General features: G+C 65.7%; 19 protein-coding genes. 7 read left to right on the top strand and 12 right to left on the bottom strand.

The features are described from left to right. The first annotated feature begins 44 nt into the window (after positions 1 to 44). Positions 45 to 428 carry a carboxymuconolactone decarboxylase family protein gene (locus tag DCG74_RS07960; RefSeq protein ID WP_172789435.1) on the top strand — a complete coding sequence of 128 codons (384 nt, stop codon included), beginning with the start codon at positions 45 to 47 and terminating at the stop codon, positions 426 to 428. A gap of 136 nt (positions 429 to 564) precedes the next feature. Then, positions 565 to 1473: an NAD(P)-dependent oxidoreductase gene (locus tag DCG74_RS07955; protein WP_172789436.1), complete on the top strand. Its 909-nt coding sequence runs from the start codon at positions 565 to 567 to the stop codon at positions 1471 to 1473. Positions 1474 to 1654: 181 nt separating this feature from the next. Here the strand turns inward: DCG74_RS07955 and lysA are convergent, their stop codons facing one another. The 3 genes from lysA to argH all read right to left on the bottom strand — a co-directional run bounded on the left by lysA (position 1655) and on the right by argH (position 4728). Continuing rightward, complete coding sequence (gene lysA, locus DCG74_RS07950) at positions 1655 to 2920, bottom strand: diaminopimelate decarboxylase (RefSeq protein ID WP_172789437.1); 1266 nt, start codon at positions 2918 to 2920, stop codon at positions 1655 to 1657. 23 nt (positions 2921 to 2943) lie between these two features. After that, complete coding sequence (locus tag DCG74_RS07945) at positions 2944 to 3237, bottom strand: lipoprotein (protein ID WP_172789438.1); 294 nt, start codon at positions 3235 to 3237, stop codon at positions 2944 to 2946. A 93-nt stretch (positions 3238 to 3330) separates the two neighbouring features. Continuing rightward, entirely contained in the window at positions 3331 to 4728 is a 1398-nt protein-coding gene (gene argH / locus DCG74_RS07940) for an argininosuccinate lyase (RefSeq protein WP_172789439.1), read from the bottom strand. A 105-nt stretch (positions 4729 to 4833) separates the two neighbouring features. Between argH and DCG74_RS07935 the strand changes: the two genes are divergently transcribed. Next, on the top strand, positions 4834 to 5499 hold the full coding sequence (locus DCG74_RS07935; RefSeq protein ID WP_172789440.1) for a TlpA disulfide reductase family protein: 666 nt from the start codon (positions 4834 to 4836) through the stop codon (positions 5497 to 5499). 3 nt (positions 5500 to 5502) lie between these two features. Here DCG74_RS07935 and DCG74_RS07930 read toward each other — a convergent pair whose 3' ends face one another. The 6 genes from DCG74_RS07930 to DCG74_RS07905 form a co-directional block, all read right to left on the bottom strand. After that, positions 5503 to 5697, bottom strand: coding sequence for a hypothetical protein (locus tag DCG74_RS07930; RefSeq protein ID WP_172789441.1), 195 nt, complete (start codon positions 5695 to 5697; stop codon positions 5503 to 5505). A gap of 439 nt (positions 5698 to 6136) precedes the next feature. After that, positions 6137 to 7018, bottom strand: a complete 882-nt coding sequence (locus tag DCG74_RS07925) for a 3-hydroxybutyryl-CoA dehydrogenase (RefSeq protein WP_172785967.1) — start codon at positions 7016 to 7018, stop codon at positions 6137 to 6139. A 208-nt stretch (positions 7019 to 7226) separates the two neighbouring features. Further along, a complete protein-coding gene (locus tag DCG74_RS07920) occupies positions 7227 to 8171 on the bottom strand; it encodes an electron transfer flavoprotein subunit alpha/FixB family protein (protein ID WP_172785968.1) in 945 nt (314 codons plus the stop codon). Further along, on the bottom strand, positions 8171 to 8920 hold the full coding sequence (locus DCG74_RS07915) for an electron transfer flavoprotein subunit beta/FixA family protein (RefSeq protein ID WP_172785969.1): 750 nt from the start codon (positions 8918 to 8920) through the stop codon (positions 8171 to 8173). The genes DCG74_RS07920 and DCG74_RS07915 overlap by 1 nt, the downstream gene beginning before the upstream one ends. Positions 8921 to 9048: 128 nt before the next feature. Further along, the gene (locus DCG74_RS07910) at positions 9049 to 9621 is read right to left on the bottom strand and encodes a cob(I)yrinic acid a,c-diamide adenosyltransferase (protein WP_172785970.1); all 573 of its coding nucleotides are present in this window, start codon (positions 9619 to 9621) and stop codon (positions 9049 to 9051) included. Between the two features lie 2 nt (positions 9622 to 9623). Further along, on the bottom strand, positions 9624 to 9818 hold the full coding sequence (locus DCG74_RS07905; RefSeq protein WP_028178512.1) for a twin transmembrane helix small protein: 195 nt from the start codon (positions 9816 to 9818) through the stop codon (positions 9624 to 9626). 236 nt (positions 9819 to 10054) lie between these two features. On the opposite strand from DCG74_RS07905, the gene DCG74_RS07900 reads away from it, so the two are divergent. Next, positions 10055 to 10948: a YihY/virulence factor BrkB family protein gene (locus tag DCG74_RS07900; RefSeq protein ID WP_172785971.1), complete on the top strand. Its 894-nt coding sequence runs from the start codon at positions 10055 to 10057 to the stop codon at positions 10946 to 10948. On the opposite strand, the gene DCG74_RS07895 is transcribed toward DCG74_RS07900, so the two are convergent. Together DCG74_RS07895 and gluQRS are read right to left on the bottom strand one after the other, a co-directional pair. Next, entirely contained in the window at positions 10875 to 12134 is a 1260-nt protein-coding gene (locus DCG74_RS07895) for an ATP-binding protein (protein WP_172785972.1), read from the bottom strand. The genes DCG74_RS07900 and DCG74_RS07895 overlap by 74 nt on opposite strands. A gap of 100 nt (positions 12135 to 12234) precedes the next feature. Next, entirely contained in the window at positions 12235 to 13104 is an 870-nt protein-coding gene (gene gluQRS / locus DCG74_RS07890; protein WP_172786216.1) for a tRNA glutamyl-Q(34) synthetase GluQRS, read from the bottom strand. Positions 13105 to 13296: 192 nt separating this feature from the next. Here gluQRS and DCG74_RS07885 point away from each other — a divergent pair, with 192 nt between their 5' ends. Next, positions 13297 to 13950: a DNA-3-methyladenine glycosylase gene (locus DCG74_RS07885; protein ID WP_172786217.1), complete on the top strand. Its 654-nt coding sequence runs from the start codon at positions 13297 to 13299 to the stop codon at positions 13948 to 13950. Here the strand turns inward: DCG74_RS07885 and DCG74_RS07880 are convergent. Then, positions 13947 to 14834, bottom strand: coding sequence for a LysR family transcriptional regulator (locus DCG74_RS07880; protein ID WP_172785973.1), 888 nt, complete (start codon positions 14832 to 14834; stop codon positions 13947 to 13949). The genes DCG74_RS07885 and DCG74_RS07880 overlap by 4 nt on opposite strands. A gap of 180 nt (positions 14835 to 15014) precedes the next feature. Here DCG74_RS07880 and DCG74_RS07875 point away from each other — a divergent pair, with 180 nt between their 5' ends. Continuing rightward, the gene (locus DCG74_RS07875) at positions 15015 to 15989 is read left to right on the top strand and encodes a nitronate monooxygenase family protein (RefSeq protein WP_172785974.1); all 975 of its coding nucleotides are present in this window, start codon (positions 15015 to 15017) and stop codon (positions 15987 to 15989) included. A gap of 51 nt (positions 15990 to 16040) precedes the next feature. After that, positions 16041 to 17225, top strand: coding sequence for an ABC transporter substrate-binding protein (locus tag DCG74_RS07870; RefSeq protein ID WP_172785975.1), 1185 nt, complete (start codon positions 16041 to 16043; stop codon positions 17223 to 17225). Positions 17226 to 17236: the final 11 nt, after the last annotated feature.

Genomic DNA, 17236 nt, shown 5'->3' with positions numbered 1-17236 from the left:
GTAATTTCCGCGCGCACAATCTCGAGGGAAACGAAGGAAACGCCATGGACAAGAAGATGCACGACAAGGGCCTGGAAGTCCGCAAAGCGGTGCTGGGCGAGGCCTATGTCAACAATGCCCTGAAGAACGTCGACGATTTCAACCGCCCGTTCCAGGAGATGCTCAACGAATATTGCTGGGGCACGGTGTGGGGCCGCGAGGAGCTGCCGCGCAAGACCCGCAGCATGCTCAACATCGCCATGATCGCCATCCTCAACCGCCAGCACGAGTTTCGCGCACATCTCAAGGGCGCGCTGACCAATGGCGTCACCCGCGAAGAGATCCGCGAGATCCTGATGCAGGTCGCGATCTATGGCGGCATGCCCGCCGCGGTCGACAGCTTCCGCATTGCGCGCGAGGTGTTCGCGGAGATCGACGCCAAGGCGTGAGACAGGCTGACCGCTCTGAATCGTATTGCTCCGTCATTGCGAGCGAAGCGAAGCAATCCAGACATCCTCCGCGGAAACATTCCTGGATTGCTTCGTCGCTTCGCTCCTCGCAATGACGACGGGAGGAAAGAACACCATGGACATCGGATTCATCGGGCTCGGAAACATGGGTTTCCCGATGGCGCGGCGGTTGATCGAGGCGGGACACAGGCTCGTCGTGTTCGACACGCGCAAGGAGGTCATGGACAGGCTGGTCGCGCGAGGTGCCAGTGCCGCGTCGTCGCCGAAGGACGTCGCCGATCAGGTCGAGACCGTGATGGCGAGCCTGCCCTCGCTGCAGGCTTCCCTGGACGTTGCCACCGGCGCTGGCGGCGTGATCGAGGGCAAGCGCGCCAAGCGTTTCGTCGATCTCTCAACCGTCGGCTCGGCGATGGCCGCGAAGATTCACGGCCTGCTCGCCAAGCGCGGCATCGTGCAGATCGACTGTCCCGTCTCCGGGGGCGTCGGCGGCGCCGAGAAGGGCACGCTTGCTGTGATGGTGTCGGGCCCGAAAGCCGAGTTCGAGCTGCTCAAGCCCGCGCTCGAGGTGATCGGAAAAGTGTTCTTCATCGGCGAGAAGCCGGGCGCGGCGCAAACCATGAAGCTCGCCAACAATTTCCTGTCGGCCACCGCGATCGTGGCGACGTCGGAAGCCGTGGTGATGGGCGTGAAAGCCGGGCTCGATCCCGCCGTGATGATCGACGTCATCAATGCCGGCTCGGGCATGAACACGGCGAGCCGCGACAAGTTTCCGCGCGCGGTGCTGCCGCGCACGTTCGACTTCGGCTTCGCCACGGGACTGATGGTGAAGGACGTGCGGCTGGCGCTGGAGGAGATGAAGCAGCTCGGCCTGTCGATGGAAGTTGCCGACGCGGTCGGGCGGTTGTGGGAGACCGTGATCAGCGCGGAAGGCGCCGAGTCCGATTTCACCGCGGCGATCAAGCCGATCGAGAAGAAAGCGGGCGTCGTGGTGGGCGGAGCGAAGGGCGGATTGGCGGGAAAGTAGCCATCCCACACTCTCCCCGTCGTCCCGGGGCGCGCGAAGCGCGAGCCCGGGACCCATAACCACAGGCGGATGTGATTACGAGGACTCGGAGTCACAGCTTCGCCAAGCAACCACTCCCTGTGGTTATGGGTCCCCGCCTTCGCGGGGACGACACCGAGCTTGTTGAGTGGACGTCGTCACCTCACAGCCACGGCGCCGGCGCATCCATCGCGATCAGCTGCTCGACCTCGATGCGCGGGCGCACCACGGCGTATTGGTCGCCCTTCACCAGCACCTCGGGCACCAAGGGCCGGGTGTTGTAGGTGCCGGCCTGCACCGCGCCATAGGCGCCCGCGGTCATGATGGCGAGGAGATCGCCGGGCACGGGCGTCGGCAGCGTGCGGTCGAGCGCGAGATAGTCGCCGGTCTCGCAGACCGGGCCGACGACATCGGCCTTAATGGTGGCGGCGCCCTCGGCGGGCTGCTTCACCGGCAGGATGTCGTGATGCGCCTCGTACAGCGTCGGGCGGATCAGGTCGTTCATCGCGGCGTCGATGATGACGAAATTCTTGCCGTCGCCATGCTTCACGTAGATCACCTTGGCGACGAGAATGCCGGCATTGCCGACGATCATGCGGCCCGGCTCGAACATCAGCGTGCAGCCGAGATTGTGGCTGACGCGCTTGACCATGGCGGCATAGGCGGCCGGCGCCGGGGGCGCCTCGCGGTCCATGTAATAGGGAATGCCGAGACCACCGCCGAAATCGACGTGGCTGATGTCGTGGCCGTCCGTCCGGAGCGTCTGCACGAATTCGGAGAGGATGCGGAACGCAGTCTCCATGCCGGAGAGATCGGTGATCTGGCTGCCGATATGCACGTCGGTGCCGGTCACCTTGATTCCGGGCAGCTTCGCCGCGCGCGCGTAGACCTCGCGGGCATGGACGATCGGAATGCCGAACTTGTTCTCGGACTTGCCGGTGGAAATTTTTGCGTGCGTGCCGGCATCGACGTCGGGATTGACGCGGAGCGAGATCCGCGCGGTTTTGCCCATCTCGACCGCGAGGCGCGACAGCAGCTCGAGCTCCGGCTCGGATTCGACGTTGAGGCAGAGGATGTCGGCGGCGAGCGCCGCGCGCAGCTCCGCTTCCGTCTTGCCGACGCCGGAGAAGACGATCTTGCTGGCGGGAATGCCTGCGGCCAAAGCGCGCTTGAGCTCGCCGCCCGAGACCACGTCGGCGCCGGCGCCGAGCTTGGCCAGCGTCCGCAACACCGACTGGTTGGAGTTCGCCTTCATGGCGTAGCAGACCAGCACCTTCTCGCCGGCAAAGGCCTCGGTGAAGACGCGGTAGTGCCGCTCCAGCGTTGCCGTCGAATAGCAATAGAACGGCGTGCCGACGGTGGCTGCCAGCTCGGACAGGTTCACCGCCTCGGCGTACAGCACGCCGTTGCGATAGTCGAAATGGTTCATGGCGCAGGCTCGGTTGTCCCGGCTTATTTCTTGCCGGGAGGTTCGTCCAGGAGCGGGTCGAGAATAAACGGTTTCTTCCGGCCCTTGGGCGCTGCGGGCGCGGCATCAGCGCCGGCAGTCGGGTCGAACAGGCTCGGCGTCTTCTGGGCTGCGGTCTCGGTATCGACGGGCGCGGCGCCGGCGGCCACAGGCGCGTTGGAGGCAGTCGGCGGCAGATCCAGTGGGCCCTTGCGGCCACAGCCGGCAAGCGCGAGCGCCGTCAGGCTCAAGACAATGATGGCCCACCCCGAGCCGGCCGGGCGAAACTTTGACGTCACGACGAAATCCCCACTACGCGCGGCGCACCATACAGAGATTGGCGCGTTCTGGCGAGAGCCGGATGACCATGAAACATAAGCGAAATTTTGCCCTCAGCCCAATTTTCGCTCTTTTTCCAGCCGCTTCGCCCAGGCCTTGGCCTGGGACGTCACGTTCTTCGGCGCGGTGCCGCCGAAGCTGGTCCGGCTCTTCACCGACGATTCGACCGAGAGCACGCCGAGCACGTCCTTCGTGATCTTGGGCGCGATCGCCTGCATCTCCTCGAGCGGCAGCTCGTGCAGCGCGACGCCCCCCTCGGCGGCCTTGGCGACGATGCGGCCGGTGACGTGGTGGGCCTCGCGGAACGGCATCTTCAGCGTCCGCACCAGCCAGTCGGCAAGATCGGTCGCCGTGGCGTAGCCCTCGCCCGCGGCCGCCTTCATCTTGGCTTCGTCGGGAACGAGATCATGAACCATGCCGGTCATGGCGCGGATTGCCAGCGACAGCGCGGCAAACCCTTCCATGGCGCCCTGCTTGTCCTCCTGCATGTCCTTTTGATAGGCCAGCGGCAGGCCCTTCATGACGATCAACAGGCCGTTGAGCGCGCCGATGACGCGGCCGGTCTTGGCGCGCACCAGCTCGGCGGCGTCCGGGTTACGCTTCTGCGGCATGATCGAGGAGCCGGTGGTGAACTTGTCACTGAGCCGGATCATGCCGACCAGCGGCGAGGTCCAGATCACGATCTCCTCGGCAAAGCGCGACATGTGCACGGCGCAGATCGAGGCCGCCGACAACGTCTCCAGCACGAAGTCGCGGTCGGAGACGGCGTCGAGCGAGTTCGCCATGGGGCGGTCGAAGGCAAGCGCCTTCGCGGTGGCGTGGCGGTCGATCGGGAAGGAGGTGCCGGCGAGTGCAGCCGCGCCCAGCGGCGATTCGTTCAGCCGCTTGCGGGCGTCCTGGAAGCGGCCGCGGTCGCGCGCGGCCATCTCGACATAGGCCAGCAGGTGATGGCCGAAAGTGACGGGCTGCGCCGTCTGCAGATGCGTGAAGCCGGGCATGACGGTTGCGGCATGCTCCAGCGCGCGTTCCACCAGCGCCTGCTGGAACGCCGCGAGCGCGGCATCGGTCTCGTCGATGACGTCGCGGACGTACAGGCGGAAATCAGTCGCGACCTGGTCGTTGCGCGAGCGCGCGGTGTGCAAGCGGCCGGCCGCGGGGCCGATCAGCTCGGACAGGCGGCTCTCGACATTCATATGGATGTCCTCGAGCGCGCGCTTGAATTCGAAGCCGCCGTTGCCAATCTCTGACAGGATTGTGTCTAGACCCTTGCCGATATTTTTCGCATCAGAAGCCGTGATGATGCCTTGATTGGCCAACATCGCGGCGTGGGCCTTGGACGCGGCAATGTCCTGGGCGTAGAGGTGACGATCGACGTCGATGGAGACGTTGATCTCTTCCATGATCTCATCGGGACGCTCCGAGAACCGGCCGCCCCACATCTTGTTGCTCATGATCCCCTGCTCACGCCTTGCCTGTCGCTAGCCACGTTTGCTGGCCGCGGCCAGCCGTATTAAGAGGCCCCTGATAGCCATATCTGCGACCGGATGACAAACGATATGCTCGACAAAAAGCCCTCCGCCACGCGCCGGATCCCGCTCGTCATCGCCACCGTGGCGATCGGCGGGCTGGCCGGCTTCGCCGCGCTGTACGGGTTCGGCCTGAGCCGGGCGCCTTCAGGCGATCCGACCTGCAAGTCGGCGGTGGCGACGGCGCAGAAGATCGCCCCGCTCGCCCATGGCGAGGTCGCGGCGCTGACCATGGCAAGCGCCCCGCTGAAACTGCCCGACCTCGCCTTCGAGGATTCCGACGGCAAGCCGAAGAAGCTGTCCGACTTCCGCGGCAAGACCCTGCTGGTGAACCTCTGGGCGACCTGGTGCGTGCCTTGTCGAAAGGAGATGCCGGCGCTGGACGAGCTCCAGGGCAAGCTGTCGGGCCCGGATTTCGAGGTGGTGGCGATCAACATCGACACCCGCGACCCGGAGAAGCCGAAATCCTTCCTGAAAGAGGTCAATCTGACCCGGCTCGGCTATTTCAGCGACCAGAAAGCGAAGGTTTTTCAGGATCTTAAAGCCGTTGGACGGGCGCTGGGCATGCCCACCTCGGTGCTGGTCGACCCGCAGGGCTGCGAGATCGCGACGATTGCGGGGCCGGCGGAATGGGCGAGCGAGGACGCGCTCAAGCTGATCCGGGCGGCGACCGGCAAGGCCGCCGCGTCGCTTTGAAGCTCAGGCGGTGACGTTGAGATTGCCGCCGACGCCAGCGCCGACATTGGCGAGCGAGGGCTGGCCGGCGCCGAGCAGGGTCAGGACGGTGGATTTCTCCATATCCGCGTTCTGCTTGGTCAGCGTCGCCGCAATATTCGACTGCAGCGCGCCTTGCTGTGCGGCCAGCATGGTGCTGACCATTGCCATCATGTCCATTACGCGAACCCTCGTACCGGTCGTAACCTAGGCGCGAGGGGTTAACGGGAGATGAAATGTCTCACGATCGACCTACGGCGGAGGTACCGTAGGACCTCCTACCCTTGGTCAAGGGGAACGTCCTTATAGGGCAATATGGTAGCGCCGTGCTCGATGCAGTCCAGGACGCTGCGCGCCGGCTTTGCCGGTGCCTTCGGCATCCTGGACAGCATCTTCCGCCGGGGCGCGGTTCCTACGTCGGTGCTCGAGGCACAGGTGGACAAGGCTGCTCCCGGCGGATCGGCCCGGACGGCCAGTCTACATCCGAAGGCCGCCACGAACCCCACAAGGGTACAGGGTGGGCAAAGGCGCTCTTGCGCCGTGCCCACCATCTGTCCGCAATTGGATTTGAAGCCGTGGGCACGCTTCGCTTTGCCCACCCTACGGCGCCGGAAATGGGTCAGCGCGTCGGCACCGGCTTGGCGCCGCGGTAGTCGTAGAAGCCGCGCTGGGTCTTGCGGCCGAGCCAGCCGGCCTCGACGTATTTCACCAGCAGCGGGCACGGGCGGTACTTGGAATCGGCCAACCCCTCGTGCAGCACCTGCATGATGGAGAGACAGGTGTCGAGGCCGATGAAATCGGCGAGCTCGAGCGGACCCATGGGATGGTGGGCGCCGAGCTTCATCGCGGCGTCAATCGCCTCGACGTTGCCGACGCCTTCATACAGCGTGTAGATCGCCTCGTTGATCATCGGCAGCAGGATACGGTTGACGATGAAGGCCGGGAAATCCTCGGAGACCGCGACCTGCTTGCCGAGCTTGCCGACGAATTCCTTGGCGGCCTCGAAGGTGGAATCGTCGGTGGCGATACCGCGGATGAGCTCGACCAGTTCCATCAACGGCACCGGATTCATGAAATGAATGCCGATGAAGCGTTCCGGGCGGTCGGTGGCGGCGGCGAGGCGCGTGATCGAGATCGAGGACGTATCGGAAGCGACGATCGCCTCCGGCTTCAACACGGCGCAGAGCTCGTGGAAGATCTTGCGCTTGACCTCTTCCTTCTCGACCGCGGTCTCGATGACGAGATCGCAATCGGCGAGGTCGTCCAGCTTCTCGGCCAGCTTGATACGTGCGACCGCCTTGGCCTTGTCGTCCTCGGTGACGGCCTTCTTGGAGACCTGTCGCGCCAGATTGCCGTTGATGGTGGCCATGCCCGACTTGAGGCGGTCGGCCGAAACGTCGTTGAGCACCACGTCGAAGCCGGCGAGCGCCGCGACATGCGCGATGCCATTGCCCATCTGACCCGCGCCGATCACGCCGACCTTCTTGATCACTGCCGCCATAATGTCATCCACCGGAACGGCGCGCTTATCGCGCCCTGCCTATCCCCTGAGCCGGGAGGTCTGATTGACCAGAAGCCTGATTTAATCAGAACCTTGGCTCGAAACCTAGATTGGATCGCTTCGAAGGCGTGCCCCACGCGAAAGAAAACGCCTCAAAAATGAAACACCGGCCGGAGTTTATACCTCCGGCCGGTGTTTTGTACGGCTTTTACTTGCCGAGCTTGGCGAGTTCGTCCGTCAGCTCCGGAACCGCCTGGTAGAGATCGGCGACCAGGCCGTAATCGGCGACCTGGAAGATCGGCGCGTCCTCGTCCTTGTTGATCGCGACGATCACCTTGGAGTCCTTCATGCCGGCCAGATGCTGGATCGCGCCGGAAATGCCGACCGCGACATAGAGCTCGGGGGCCACGACCTTGCCGGTCTGGCCGACCTGCCAGTCGTTCGGCGCATAGCCGGCGTCGACCGCGGCGCGCGAGGCACCGACACCGGCGCCCAGCTTGTCCGCGAGCGGCTCGATGTACTTGGCAAAATTCTCGCGGCTCTGCATGGCGCGGCCGCCGGAGACGATGATCTTGGCCGAGGTCAGCTCGGGACGATCGCTCTTGGCGACTTCCTCACCGACGAAAGTCGACAGGCCCGGATCGGCCGCCGCCGCCACGGTCTCGACCGGGGCGCTGCCGCCCTCGCCCGCTGCGGCGAAGGTGGAGGTGCGGACCGTGATGACCTTCTTGGCGTCCTTCGACTTCACCGTCTGAATGGCGTTGCCGGCATAGATCGGACGCTCATAGGTATCGGGCGCGACCACCTTGATGATCTCCGAGATCTGCATGACGTCGAGCAGGGCGGCGATGCGCGGCATCACGTTCTTGAAGCGCGAGGTCGCCGGCGCGACGATCGCGTCATAGCCGGACGCCAGCGACACGACCAGCGCAGCCAGCGGCTCGGCGAGATCGTGCGCGTAGAGGTCGCCATCGGCGAGCAGCACCTTCTTCACGCCGGCGAGCTTGGCGGCGGCATCCGCCGCGGCCTTGGCGTTCTGGCCGGCGACCAGCACCTCGACATCCGCGCCGAGCGCGGCTGCTGCGGTCAGGGCCTTGTTGGTGGCGTCCTTGAGCGACGCATTGTCGTGTTCGGCAATCAGAAGCGTCGTCATCAGAGCACCCCGGCTTCGTTCTTGAGTTTCGACACCAGCTCGGCGACGTCCTTGACCTTGACGCCGGCCTTGCGGCCCGCGGGCTCAGCCGTCTTCAGAACCTCGAGGCGCGCGGCGATGTCGACGCCGTAATCGGCGACCGTCTTCTCCGCGATCGGCTTCTTCTTCGCCTTCATGATGTTGGGCAGCGAGGCGTAGCGCGGCTCGTTGAGGCGGAGGTCGGTGGTGACGATCGCCGGTCCCTTCAGCTTCACGGTCTGGAGGCCGCCATCGACTTCGCGCGTCACCGTGAAGTCGGAGCCTTCGACCTCGAGCTTGGAGGCGAAGGTCGCCTGCGACCAGCCGAGCAGCGCGGCCAGCATCTGGCCGGTCTGGTTCGAGTCGTCGTCGATCGCCTGCTTGCCGAGAATGATCAGGCCCGGCTGCTCTTCTTCCGCAACCTTCTTCAGGATCTTGGCGACGGCGAGCGGCTCGACGGTGCCTTCCGCCTTCACCAGGATGCCGCGATCGGCGCCCATGGCCAGACCGGTGCGGATCGTCTCGGACGCCTGCGCCGGTCCGATCGAGACCACCACGACCTCGGTGGCCTTGCCGGCTTCCTTCAGGCGCAGCGCTTCCTCGACCGCGATTTCGTCGAAGGGGTTCATGGACATCTTGACGTTGGCGAGTTCAACGCCCGATCCATCGCCCTTGACGCGGACCTTGACGTTGTAATCGACCACCCGCTTTACCGGCACTAAGACCTTCATCGATCCTCTTTCACTCAATTTGGGAGGGGGGGGTTATCAACTGGCGCGGAACCTAAAGGCCTGATCTGCCCCGGTCAACGCGCGAACGGTTCTAATTTTGGCCTTCTGAAATGCGGGAGCGCGATGGGTCAGCGGTTCTGGCCGGGAACCCAGAGCACGTCGCCGGCACCATTGCCGTTCACGGCCCGGCTGGCCACGAACAGAAAGTCCGACAGACGGTTCATATATTGGATGCCAGCCGCGCTGACCGGCTCGCCCGGCTGGGCCGCCAGTTCCACGATCAGGCGTTCCGCCCTGCGGCATATCGTGCGCGCCACATGCAGATGGGCCGCAGCCGGCGTGCCGCCGGGAAGCACGAAGGAGGTCAGCGGGGCAAGCTTGTCGTTGAGCGTATCGATGTCGCGCTCGAGCCGCTCGACCTGGCTCGCCACCACCCGCAGCCGCTCCGCCTTGCCTTCCCGCTCCGGCACCGCGAGATCGGCACCAAGATCGAACAGATCGTTCTGGATGCGGCCGAGCATCGCGTCGAGCTCGGGCATCTCCCCGGTGTGGACCCTGACCACGCCGATCGCGGCATTGGTCTCGTCGACGGTGCCATAGGCCTCGATGCGCAGATCGCATTTCGGACGCCGCTCGCCGGTTCCGAGCGCCGTCGTGCCGTCGTCACCGGTCTTCGTGTAGATGCGGTTCAGCACCACCATGATCAACGCCCCATCGCCCAGACCGCGAGCATCGCGATGATGATCGCCACGAACTGAAGCAGCACGCGCCAGCGCATCAGCTTCTGCGAGGTGTTGGGCGAGCCGCCGCGCATCATGTTGATGAGCCCGAGCAGCAGCACCAGCGCCACGGCGCCGGCGGCCGCCGGCAGGATGAAAGTACTCAGGAGAGATGCCATTTGAGGGTAGATAACACCGTGCGCGCCGGTCCGCCATGGTGCCGCGGCAGCCTCCGGCGTCACTCCGGAGCGATGCGAAGCTTGGATCCCCGGGATGACAAGCGCGGCGCTTCGCGAACTGGCTTTTGGGCCAATAATATCAGATGGTAGCGCGATGATTTCCGATTTGCGCCCATTGCCTGTTCTCCCGATCTCTCCCTGCGCGCAGGGGGAGAGAGCAGCGCTGTAGGTGCCACGTGAAAGCGGTCCGCTACATCTACTGCGTGCTGGAGGACGCGTTCTATACGTTCCTGGCCGACGACGGCTGGGCGATCGCAAGCCACATCGCGCTGTCGACGCTGATGGCGCTGTTCCCGTTCCTGATCGTGCTGACCTCGCTCGCCGGCTTTTTCGGCTCCAAGGAACTTGCCGACCAAGCCGCCAGCCTGATGCTCCAGATCTGGCCCAAGCAGGTCGCCGATTCGATCTCGGGCGAGGTTCATGACGTGCTGACCACCACCCGCACCGGCATTCTGACCATCGGCGCGGCGCTGTCGGTCTATTTCGCCTCCAACGGCGTCGAGGCGCTCCGGGTGGCGCTCAACCGTGCCTATGCCGTGGTGGAGATGCGGAGCTGGTATTGGCTGCGGCTCGAATCCATCGTCTATACGCTGATCGCAGCTTTCACCGCGCTCGCCATGGCGTTCCTGATCGTGCTCGGTCCGCTGATCATCGAGGCCGCGCGGCGCCACATTCCATTGTTCGTGGAATCCAACGAAAGCATTCTCACCTGGCTGCGCTACGGCATCACCATCAGTGCGCTGGTGGTGGCCCTCATCATCTTGCATGTCTGGCTGCCGGCGGGGCGGCGCAGCTTCTTCCAGATTCTGCCCGGCATCGTCTTCACCATCGTGGCGTCGCTGATATCAGGCATCGTGTTCGGACAATATCTGGCGCGCTTCGCCAACAATTACGTGACGATGTATGCGGGGCTCGCCTCGGTGATCATCGCGCTGGTGTTTCTGTACTTCATCGCCGCGATCTTCGTTTACGGCGGCGAGTTGAACGCCGCGATCATCAAGTCGCGGCTTCCTCACGGCGTGTCGCTTCAAGCAGCGCAGTCGCTAGCGCCCGCGGAGACACAGGCTTGACCAGGAAGGCGTCGGCCCCGGCTTCGCGCGAGGCGGCCTCGTCCTCGCCGCGGCCGGACACGCCGATGATCGGGATCTGAGCCAGCGGTGTCGGCAGCTTTCGGATCCGCCGGATGGCCTCGATGCCGTCGATGCCCGGCAGCACCATGTCCATCAGGACCGCGTCGAACGCGCCCTGCTCCAGCCGCTTCACGGCGTCCTCGCCGCGCCCGATGAACTCGGCATGATGGCCGAGCTCGGTCAGGATGGTGTTGAGCACGACGCGGCCGAACGGGTTGTCCTCGACGCTGAGCACGCGGAGCGCAGCGACCGCCTCCGGCTCGCTGCCATCCTTTGCCTTGCGGGTCTTGCCCGGTCCCGCCGCGTCCAGCGACACCGTCAATGTGAAGGTGGCGCCGCCACCGCGGCGCGGCGCGACGGTGATGTCGCCGCCCATCGCCCGCGCCAATTGCTTGACCGAGGAGAGGCCCAAGCCGGCACCGCCGAAGCGTGAGGCAATGGTGACATTGGCCTGGGTGAAGGGGCGGAACAGCCGCTTGATCTCGGCCATGGTCAGGCCGATGCCGCTGTCGGACACCGCAAAGGCGACGCCGACCCTGCCTTTGCCCTTTGCTTTGCCTTTGGCGGGACGCCAAGGCTCGACCGCGAGCGCCACGCCGCCCTGGTCGGTGAATTTCACGGCGTTGTCGATCAGGTTCTCGAGCGCAGCGCGCAGCCGGACGGAATCACCGACCACGAGCGCGGGGATCTTGTCGGCGATCGCGACCTTGGCCTGGAGACCTTTGGCCGCGGCGCGGCCGGCCAGCGAATCGCCGGCGGTGCGGGCGAGCGTCTTGAGATCGAACAGGTCCTGCCGCGGCGTGCTGCCGCCCTTCCCCGTTTTGGCAGCATCCACGAACAGCGTGGCGAGGCTCGCCAGATGCTCCGCGCCGGCCTTGATGGTGTCGGCCCAGCGCCGCTCCCGCTCGCCGAGATCGGAGGTCGCGAGCAGGTCGCTGATCGCGAGAATGCCGGTCAGGGGGGTGCGGACCTCATGGGCAAAAGCGGCCAGCGCCGCCTGGACGACATCCGGCGCAACCGCCTTGGTGCCGCGCTTGCGCACCCGGCGGGCCGGCCCGGCCCGCTTCCGAAGCGGCCGCCGCCTGGATGTCCGGGTGGTGCGCACTGGACGCGTCTTCGCCGCCATGAACCCCCTTCGAAGTACCCTCTTCGAACCCCGCGCGGCCAAGCATGGCACGGAGGAACACCCGGAGTCACGGCGACGTTGAGCTAACCCCCAGAGAAACTTAACCTAATCCCACCAGCTGGCGGATCGCGGCAGGCGTGAGGCCGGCCGCGCGCAATTCGCGCAGCCCGGTCGAGCGACCCGATTTCGACAGCTTCCGACCCGCCTCATCGCGAATCAGCCGGTGATGGCGATAGGCCGGCTCGGGCAGGCCGAGCAGGACCTGGAGCAGGCGGTGCACCGCGGTGGCGTGAAACAGGTCCTGCCCCCGCACGATCTCGCTGACGCTCTGGAGCGCGTCGTCGACGACAACCGAGAGATGGTAGCTGGTCGGCGTCTCCTTGCGGGCCAGGATGACGTCGCCCCAGGCCTCCGGCCGCGCCGGGACGATGCCGCGCTCGCCATCCGGCCCCTCGCCGAGTTCGTTCCAGCTCAGACCGGCGACGCGGCGGCAAGCGGCCGCCATGTCGAGCCGCAGCGCATAGGGCGCGCCCGAGGCGATCAGCTGCGAGCGCTCGTCGGCCGAGAGTGATTTGGCGTCGCCCGGATAAAGCGGCGCGCCGTCGGGATCGCGCGGCCACGGCCCGTCGACCTCGCGCGCCGCCACCAGCGTTGCGATCTCGGCCCGGCTTTCGAAGGCGGGATAGACGAGACCGAGCGCCGAGAGCTTTTCCAGCGCGGCGCGATATTCGGCGAGATGTTCGGACTGCCGCCGCACCGGTGTCTCCCAGGCAATTCCGAGCCAGGCGAGATCCTCGTAGATCGCCGTCTCATAGTCCGGCCGGCAGCGCGTCGCGTCGATGTCCTCGATCCGCAGCAACAACCGACCGCCCGTCTGTCGCGCGCGATCGAAGTTGAGCAGCGCGGAATAGGCGTGGCCGAGATGCAGGAAGCCGTTCGGGCTCGGGGCGAATCGGAAAACGGGTGGCATTGTGCGATAGATCTCGTCATGGCCGGGCTTGTCCCCGGCCATTCCCGTTCTTCGGTACCACAGACCGATCGTGTCAACCTCACGAACAAGCGCCACGACCACCGCTCATGCTACACAGTGCCTCGCGGTGAGAAAGACGTGGATGGCCGGGACAAGCCCGGCCATGACGCTGGAGAGAGCCTGCCAAACACCATGACCATCCACCTCGAAACCCAGTCCGATCTCGAAGAGGCCGTTCACGCGCTGATCAAGCGCGATCCGCGTCTCAAATCCGTGCTCGAGATCGCGGGCATGCCGGCATTGCGGCGGCGCGAGCCGGGTTTTACGGGGCTCGCCCACATCGTCTGCGGGCAACAGCTCTCCACCGCGAGTGCCGCGGCGATCTGGGGACGGCTGTCGGCGGCGTTCGATCCGTTCGATCATGAGGCAGTGCGCCGCGCCCGCACCGACCGGCTGGGACGGCTCGGCCTCTCTGCCGCCAAGATCAAGACGCTCAAGCATCTCGCCCGCGAGATCGCCGCGCAACGGCTGAACCTCGACGTGCTCGCGGAGGAGGATGCCGACGCGGCGCACCACACCCTGATCGCGCTGCCCGGCATCGGCCCCTGGACGGCCGACGTCTACCTCTTGTTCTGCCTCGGCCACGGCGATGCCTGGCCGGCCGGCGACCTCGCCGTGCAGGAAGGCATCCGCATCGGGCTCGGCCTCAAGGCGCGGCCGACGGAGAAGCAGATGGCGCCGATCGCCGAGCCCTGGCGTCCGCTGCGCGGTGCTGCGGCGCATCTGTGGTGGAGCTATTACCGCGCGGTGAAGAGGCGCGAGGGCGTGCTCGCGGGATCGGGCTAACCGCGCAGCCGCGCGCGGTCGGTCCGGGCGCATTCGGCGACGAAGTCGATCACGGCGCGCACCGCCGGCAGCTCGACGAGGTCGGGATGGGCCAGCAGCCAGAGATCCGCGACGCTGGCGAGCTTCTGCGGGGCGACGCGCACGAGATCGGAATAGGCTTCGGCGACGAAGCACGACAGCGCGGAGATTCCGATGCCGGCGCGGACCGCCGCCAGCATGTCCCCCTGGGACGAGCAGCGCATCGCCACCCTCGCCTGCCGCGTGACGACGTCGCTCCAACGCGCAAGCTGCGCATTGGACGTCTGGTCGGCGAAGCCGATGACGCTGTGCTCCTTCCAATCGCCGCGCCGTTCAGGCAGGGGCCGCCCGGCGGCATAATCGCGCGAGGCATAGAAGCCCGTGCCGAGACGGCCAATCTTGCGGCCGACCAGGTTCTCCTCGCCGCTGTCGAAGGGCCGCAGCACCACGTCGGCCTCACGCCGGCGCACGCTCGCCGGAAACGGATGGGTGATGATCTCGAGCTGGATATGATCGTGCGCACGCAGGAAGGCAGGCAGACGCGGCATCAGCCAGTGCGAGGCGAGCGTCGCGCCGATCGACAGCTTGACGATGCCGCGCGCCTTGTGTCCACCCGCGGCGACCGCGGTCTCGGCCCGCAGCGCTGCGGCCGCCATGGCCTCGGCGTGCTCGCGCAAGGTCCTCCCATCCGCGGTCAGCGCCAGGCCGTCGGCGGCGCGCGCCACCAATCGGGTGCCGAGCTGGGCTTCAAGCGCCGCGATCTTGCGGCTGACGGTGGGATGGCTGGTGTGCAGCCGGCGGGCCGCGGCGGTGAAGCTGCCGGTATCGGCGACCGCGACGAAGGTCTTGCAAAGGTCCCAATCCATCGGCGGCCCTGTTCATACCTGAATGATGATCCGTTCATTATTGAACGGCCCGGCCGCGCAGTCCAACCTTATAATGGGATCAAATCCGCGGCCCCGGGCGGCCTATCCGCCCGCGCGACAATCAAAACGGAAACGCCTCGTCATCCGCCCGCCGGCGGGGCCGCGTTTCGGGAGGACATGATGGCACTGCCCACTCTCTTGAAGGATTCGCTCGAGCTGCCCGTGGTCGGCTCGCCGCTGTTCATCGTCTCCGGCCCGGAACTGGTGATCGCCCAGTGCAAGGCCGGCGTCGTCGGCTCCTTTCCCGCGCTCAATGCCCGCCCCGTCGAGATGCTCGGCGAATGGCTGAGCCGGATCGAGGACGAGCTCGGCGAATACAAATCGCGCAATCCCGGCAAGAAGGTCGCGCCCTACGCCGTCAACCAGATCTGCCATGCCTCCAATGACCGGCTGATGAAGGACATGGAGACCTGCGTCAAGCACAAGGTGCCCATCATCATCACCTCGCTGCGGCCGCCGGCGGAGATCGTCGAGGCTGCGCATTCCTATGGCGGGCTGGTGTTCCACGACGTCATCAACGTCAAGCACGCGCGCAAAGCCGCCGAGCAGGGCGTCGACGGCCTGATCCTGGTCTGCGCCGGTGCGGGCGGACACGCCGGCACGCTGTCGCCGTTCGCGCTGGTGCGCGAGGTCAAGCAATGGTTTGGCGGCGCCATCCTGCTGTCGGGCGCGATCAGCGACGGCTATGCCATCGCCTCGGCGCTGACGCTGGGTGCAGACCTCGCCTATATGGGCACGCGCTTCATCGCGACGCAGGAAGCCAATGCGGATGAGACCTACAAGTCGGCGCTGACGCAGCACGCCGCGCACGACATCGTCTACACCAACCTGTTCACCGGTGTGCACGGCAATTATCTCGGCCCGTCGATCGCCGCCGCCGGCCTCGATCCGGACAATCTTCCCGCCGCAGACAAATCAAAGATGAATTTTGGCTCCGGCGGCAACATGAAGTCCAAGGCGTGGCGCGACATCTGGGGATCGGGCCAGGGCATCGGCCAGATCACCGATGTCCCCTCCGTCGCGGAGCTCGTCGAGCGCATGAAGCGTGAATTCGATCAGGCGAGAGAAGATTTCCTGATGCGCGTCAGCGCCTGAAGGCGTGGTCCGACAACAGGATTGGACTGGCAACAAAAACGGGAGGACATCATGAAGCTGGCAGCCGCATTGATCGGCCTGTCCCTGCTGGCGCTCGCCGGCGGCGGCGCCTATGCCGAAGGCACGGACGAGATCCGCATTGGACAGACCCTGCCCTATAGCGGCCCGGCCTCCGGCTTCGGCGCGATCGGCCGGACGCAGGAGGCGTTCTTCGAGAAGATCAATGCCGAAGGCGGCATCAACGGCCGGAAGGTCAAGTTCATCACGCTGGACGACGCCTATTCGCCGCCGAAGACGGTGGAGCAGACCCGCAAGCTCGTCGAGCAGGACGAGGTGCTGATGTTGTTCGGCTCGCTCGGCACCGCCACCAACAGCGCCGTGCAGCGCTACCTCAACGGCAAGAAGGTGCCGCAGCTGTTCGTGCTTTCGGGCGCGACCAAATGGGCCGATCCGCAGAAATATCCGTGGACCATGCCCGGCATGGCCGCCTATGAATCCGAGGGCGTAGTCTACGCCAAGCACGTGCTGCGCACCAAGCCGGGCGCGAAGATCGCCATCCTCTCCCAGAACGACGATTTCGGCCGCGACTATGTCGCCGGCTTCAAGCGCGCGCTCGGCGACAAGGCCGCCGGCATGATCGTTGCGGAAGCAACCTACGAGACCAGCGCGCCGACGATCAGCTCGCAGCTCTCGACCCTGAAGTCATCGGGCGCCGACGTGCTGTTCGGTGTCGTGCTCGGCAAGTTCACCTCGCAGATGATCAAGGGCGTCGCCGAGATCGGCTGGAAGCCCGAGCTGTTCTTCGTGCCGACCTCGGCCTCGTCGATCTCTTTCCTGGAGCCGGCCGGGCTCGACAACGCCGTCGGCCTGATCTCGTCGAGCAACCAGAAGGACACGATGGACCCGCAATGGGCCAGCGATCCCGGCGTGAAGGAGTATTTCGCCTTCATGAAGCAGTACATGCCGAACGCGGACCTCTCCAACTCCAACTATGCGGCCGGCTACCACTACGCGACGCTGCTGATGACGGTGCTGAAGGGATGCAAGGATGATTTCAGCCGCGACAACATCCTGCGTCAGGCCGCTTCGCTGAAGGACGTGAAGCTGCCGCTGCTGCTGCCCGGCATGTCCGTCACCACCGGCGCCGACGACTATCTGCCGTTCCAGCAGCTGCAGCTGCGGCGCTTCAACGGCAAGAGCTGGGTCGGCTTCGGCGACGTGCTGGACGATCGCTAGCCTCGAACGGA

Source organism: Bradyrhizobium sp. WBAH42 (assembly GCF_024585265.1).
Taxonomy (GTDB): domain Bacteria; phylum Pseudomonadota; class Alphaproteobacteria; order Rhizobiales; family Xanthobacteraceae; genus Bradyrhizobium.
The sequence above is the reverse complement of the archived record's forward strand: the minus strand, read 5'-3'. Positions and strand labels throughout refer to the sequence as shown.

Bases quoted from the DNA above. Each gene is read 5' to 3' on its own strand.
- DCG74_RS07960 (WP_172789435.1), top strand. From the start codon at position 45: ATGGACAAGAAGATGCACGACAAGGGCCTGGAAGTCCGCAAAGCGGTG.
- DCG74_RS07955 (WP_172789436.1), top strand. From the start codon at position 565: ATGGACATCGGATTCATCGGGCTCGGAAACATGGGTTTCCCGATGGCG.
- lysA (WP_172789437.1), bottom strand. From the start codon at position 2,920: ATGAACCATTTCGACTATCGCAACGGCGTGCTGTACGCCGAGGCGGTG.
- argH (WP_172789439.1), bottom strand. From the start codon at position 4,728: ATGAGCAACAAGATGTGGGGCGGCCGGTTCTCGGAGCGTCCCGATGAG.
- DCG74_RS07935 (WP_172789440.1), top strand. From the start codon at position 4,834: ATGCTCGACAAAAAGCCCTCCGCCACGCGCCGGATCCCGCTCGTCATC.
- DCG74_RS07930 (WP_172789441.1), bottom strand. From the start codon at position 5,697: ATGGACATGATGGCAATGGTCAGCACCATGCTGGCCGCACAGCAAGGC.
- DCG74_RS07925 (WP_172785967.1), bottom strand. From the start codon at position 7,018: ATGGCGGCAGTGATCAAGAAGGTCGGCGTGATCGGCGCGGGTCAGATG.
- DCG74_RS07920 (WP_172785968.1), bottom strand. From the start codon at position 8,171: ATGACGACGCTTCTGATTGCCGAACACGACAATGCGTCGCTCAAGGAC.
- DCG74_RS07915 (WP_172785969.1), bottom strand. From the start codon at position 8,920: ATGAAGGTCTTAGTGCCGGTAAAGCGGGTGGTCGATTACAACGTCAAG.
- DCG74_RS07910 (WP_172785970.1), bottom strand. From the start codon at position 9,621: ATGGTGGTGCTGAACCGCATCTACACGAAGACCGGTGACGACGGCACG.
- DCG74_RS07905 (WP_028178512.1), bottom strand. From the start codon at position 9,818: ATGGCATCTCTCCTGAGTACTTTCATCCTGCCGGCGGCCGCCGGCGCC.
- DCG74_RS07895 (WP_172785972.1), bottom strand. From the start codon at position 12,134: ATGGCGGCGAAGACGCGTCCAGTGCGCACCACCCGGACATCCAGGCGG.
- gluQRS (WP_172786216.1), bottom strand. From the start codon at position 13,104: ATGCCACCCGTTTTCCGATTCGCCCCGAGCCCGAACGGCTTCCTGCAT.
- DCG74_RS07885 (WP_172786217.1), top strand. From the start codon at position 13,297: ATGACCATCCACCTCGAAACCCAGTCCGATCTCGAAGAGGCCGTTCAC.
- DCG74_RS07880 (WP_172785973.1), bottom strand. From the start codon at position 14,834: ATGGATTGGGACCTTTGCAAGACCTTCGTCGCGGTCGCCGATACCGGC.
- DCG74_RS07875 (WP_172785974.1), top strand. From the start codon at position 15,015: ATGGCACTGCCCACTCTCTTGAAGGATTCGCTCGAGCTGCCCGTGGTC.
- DCG74_RS07870 (WP_172785975.1), top strand. From the start codon at position 16,041: ATGAAGCTGGCAGCCGCATTGATCGGCCTGTCCCTGCTGGCGCTCGCC.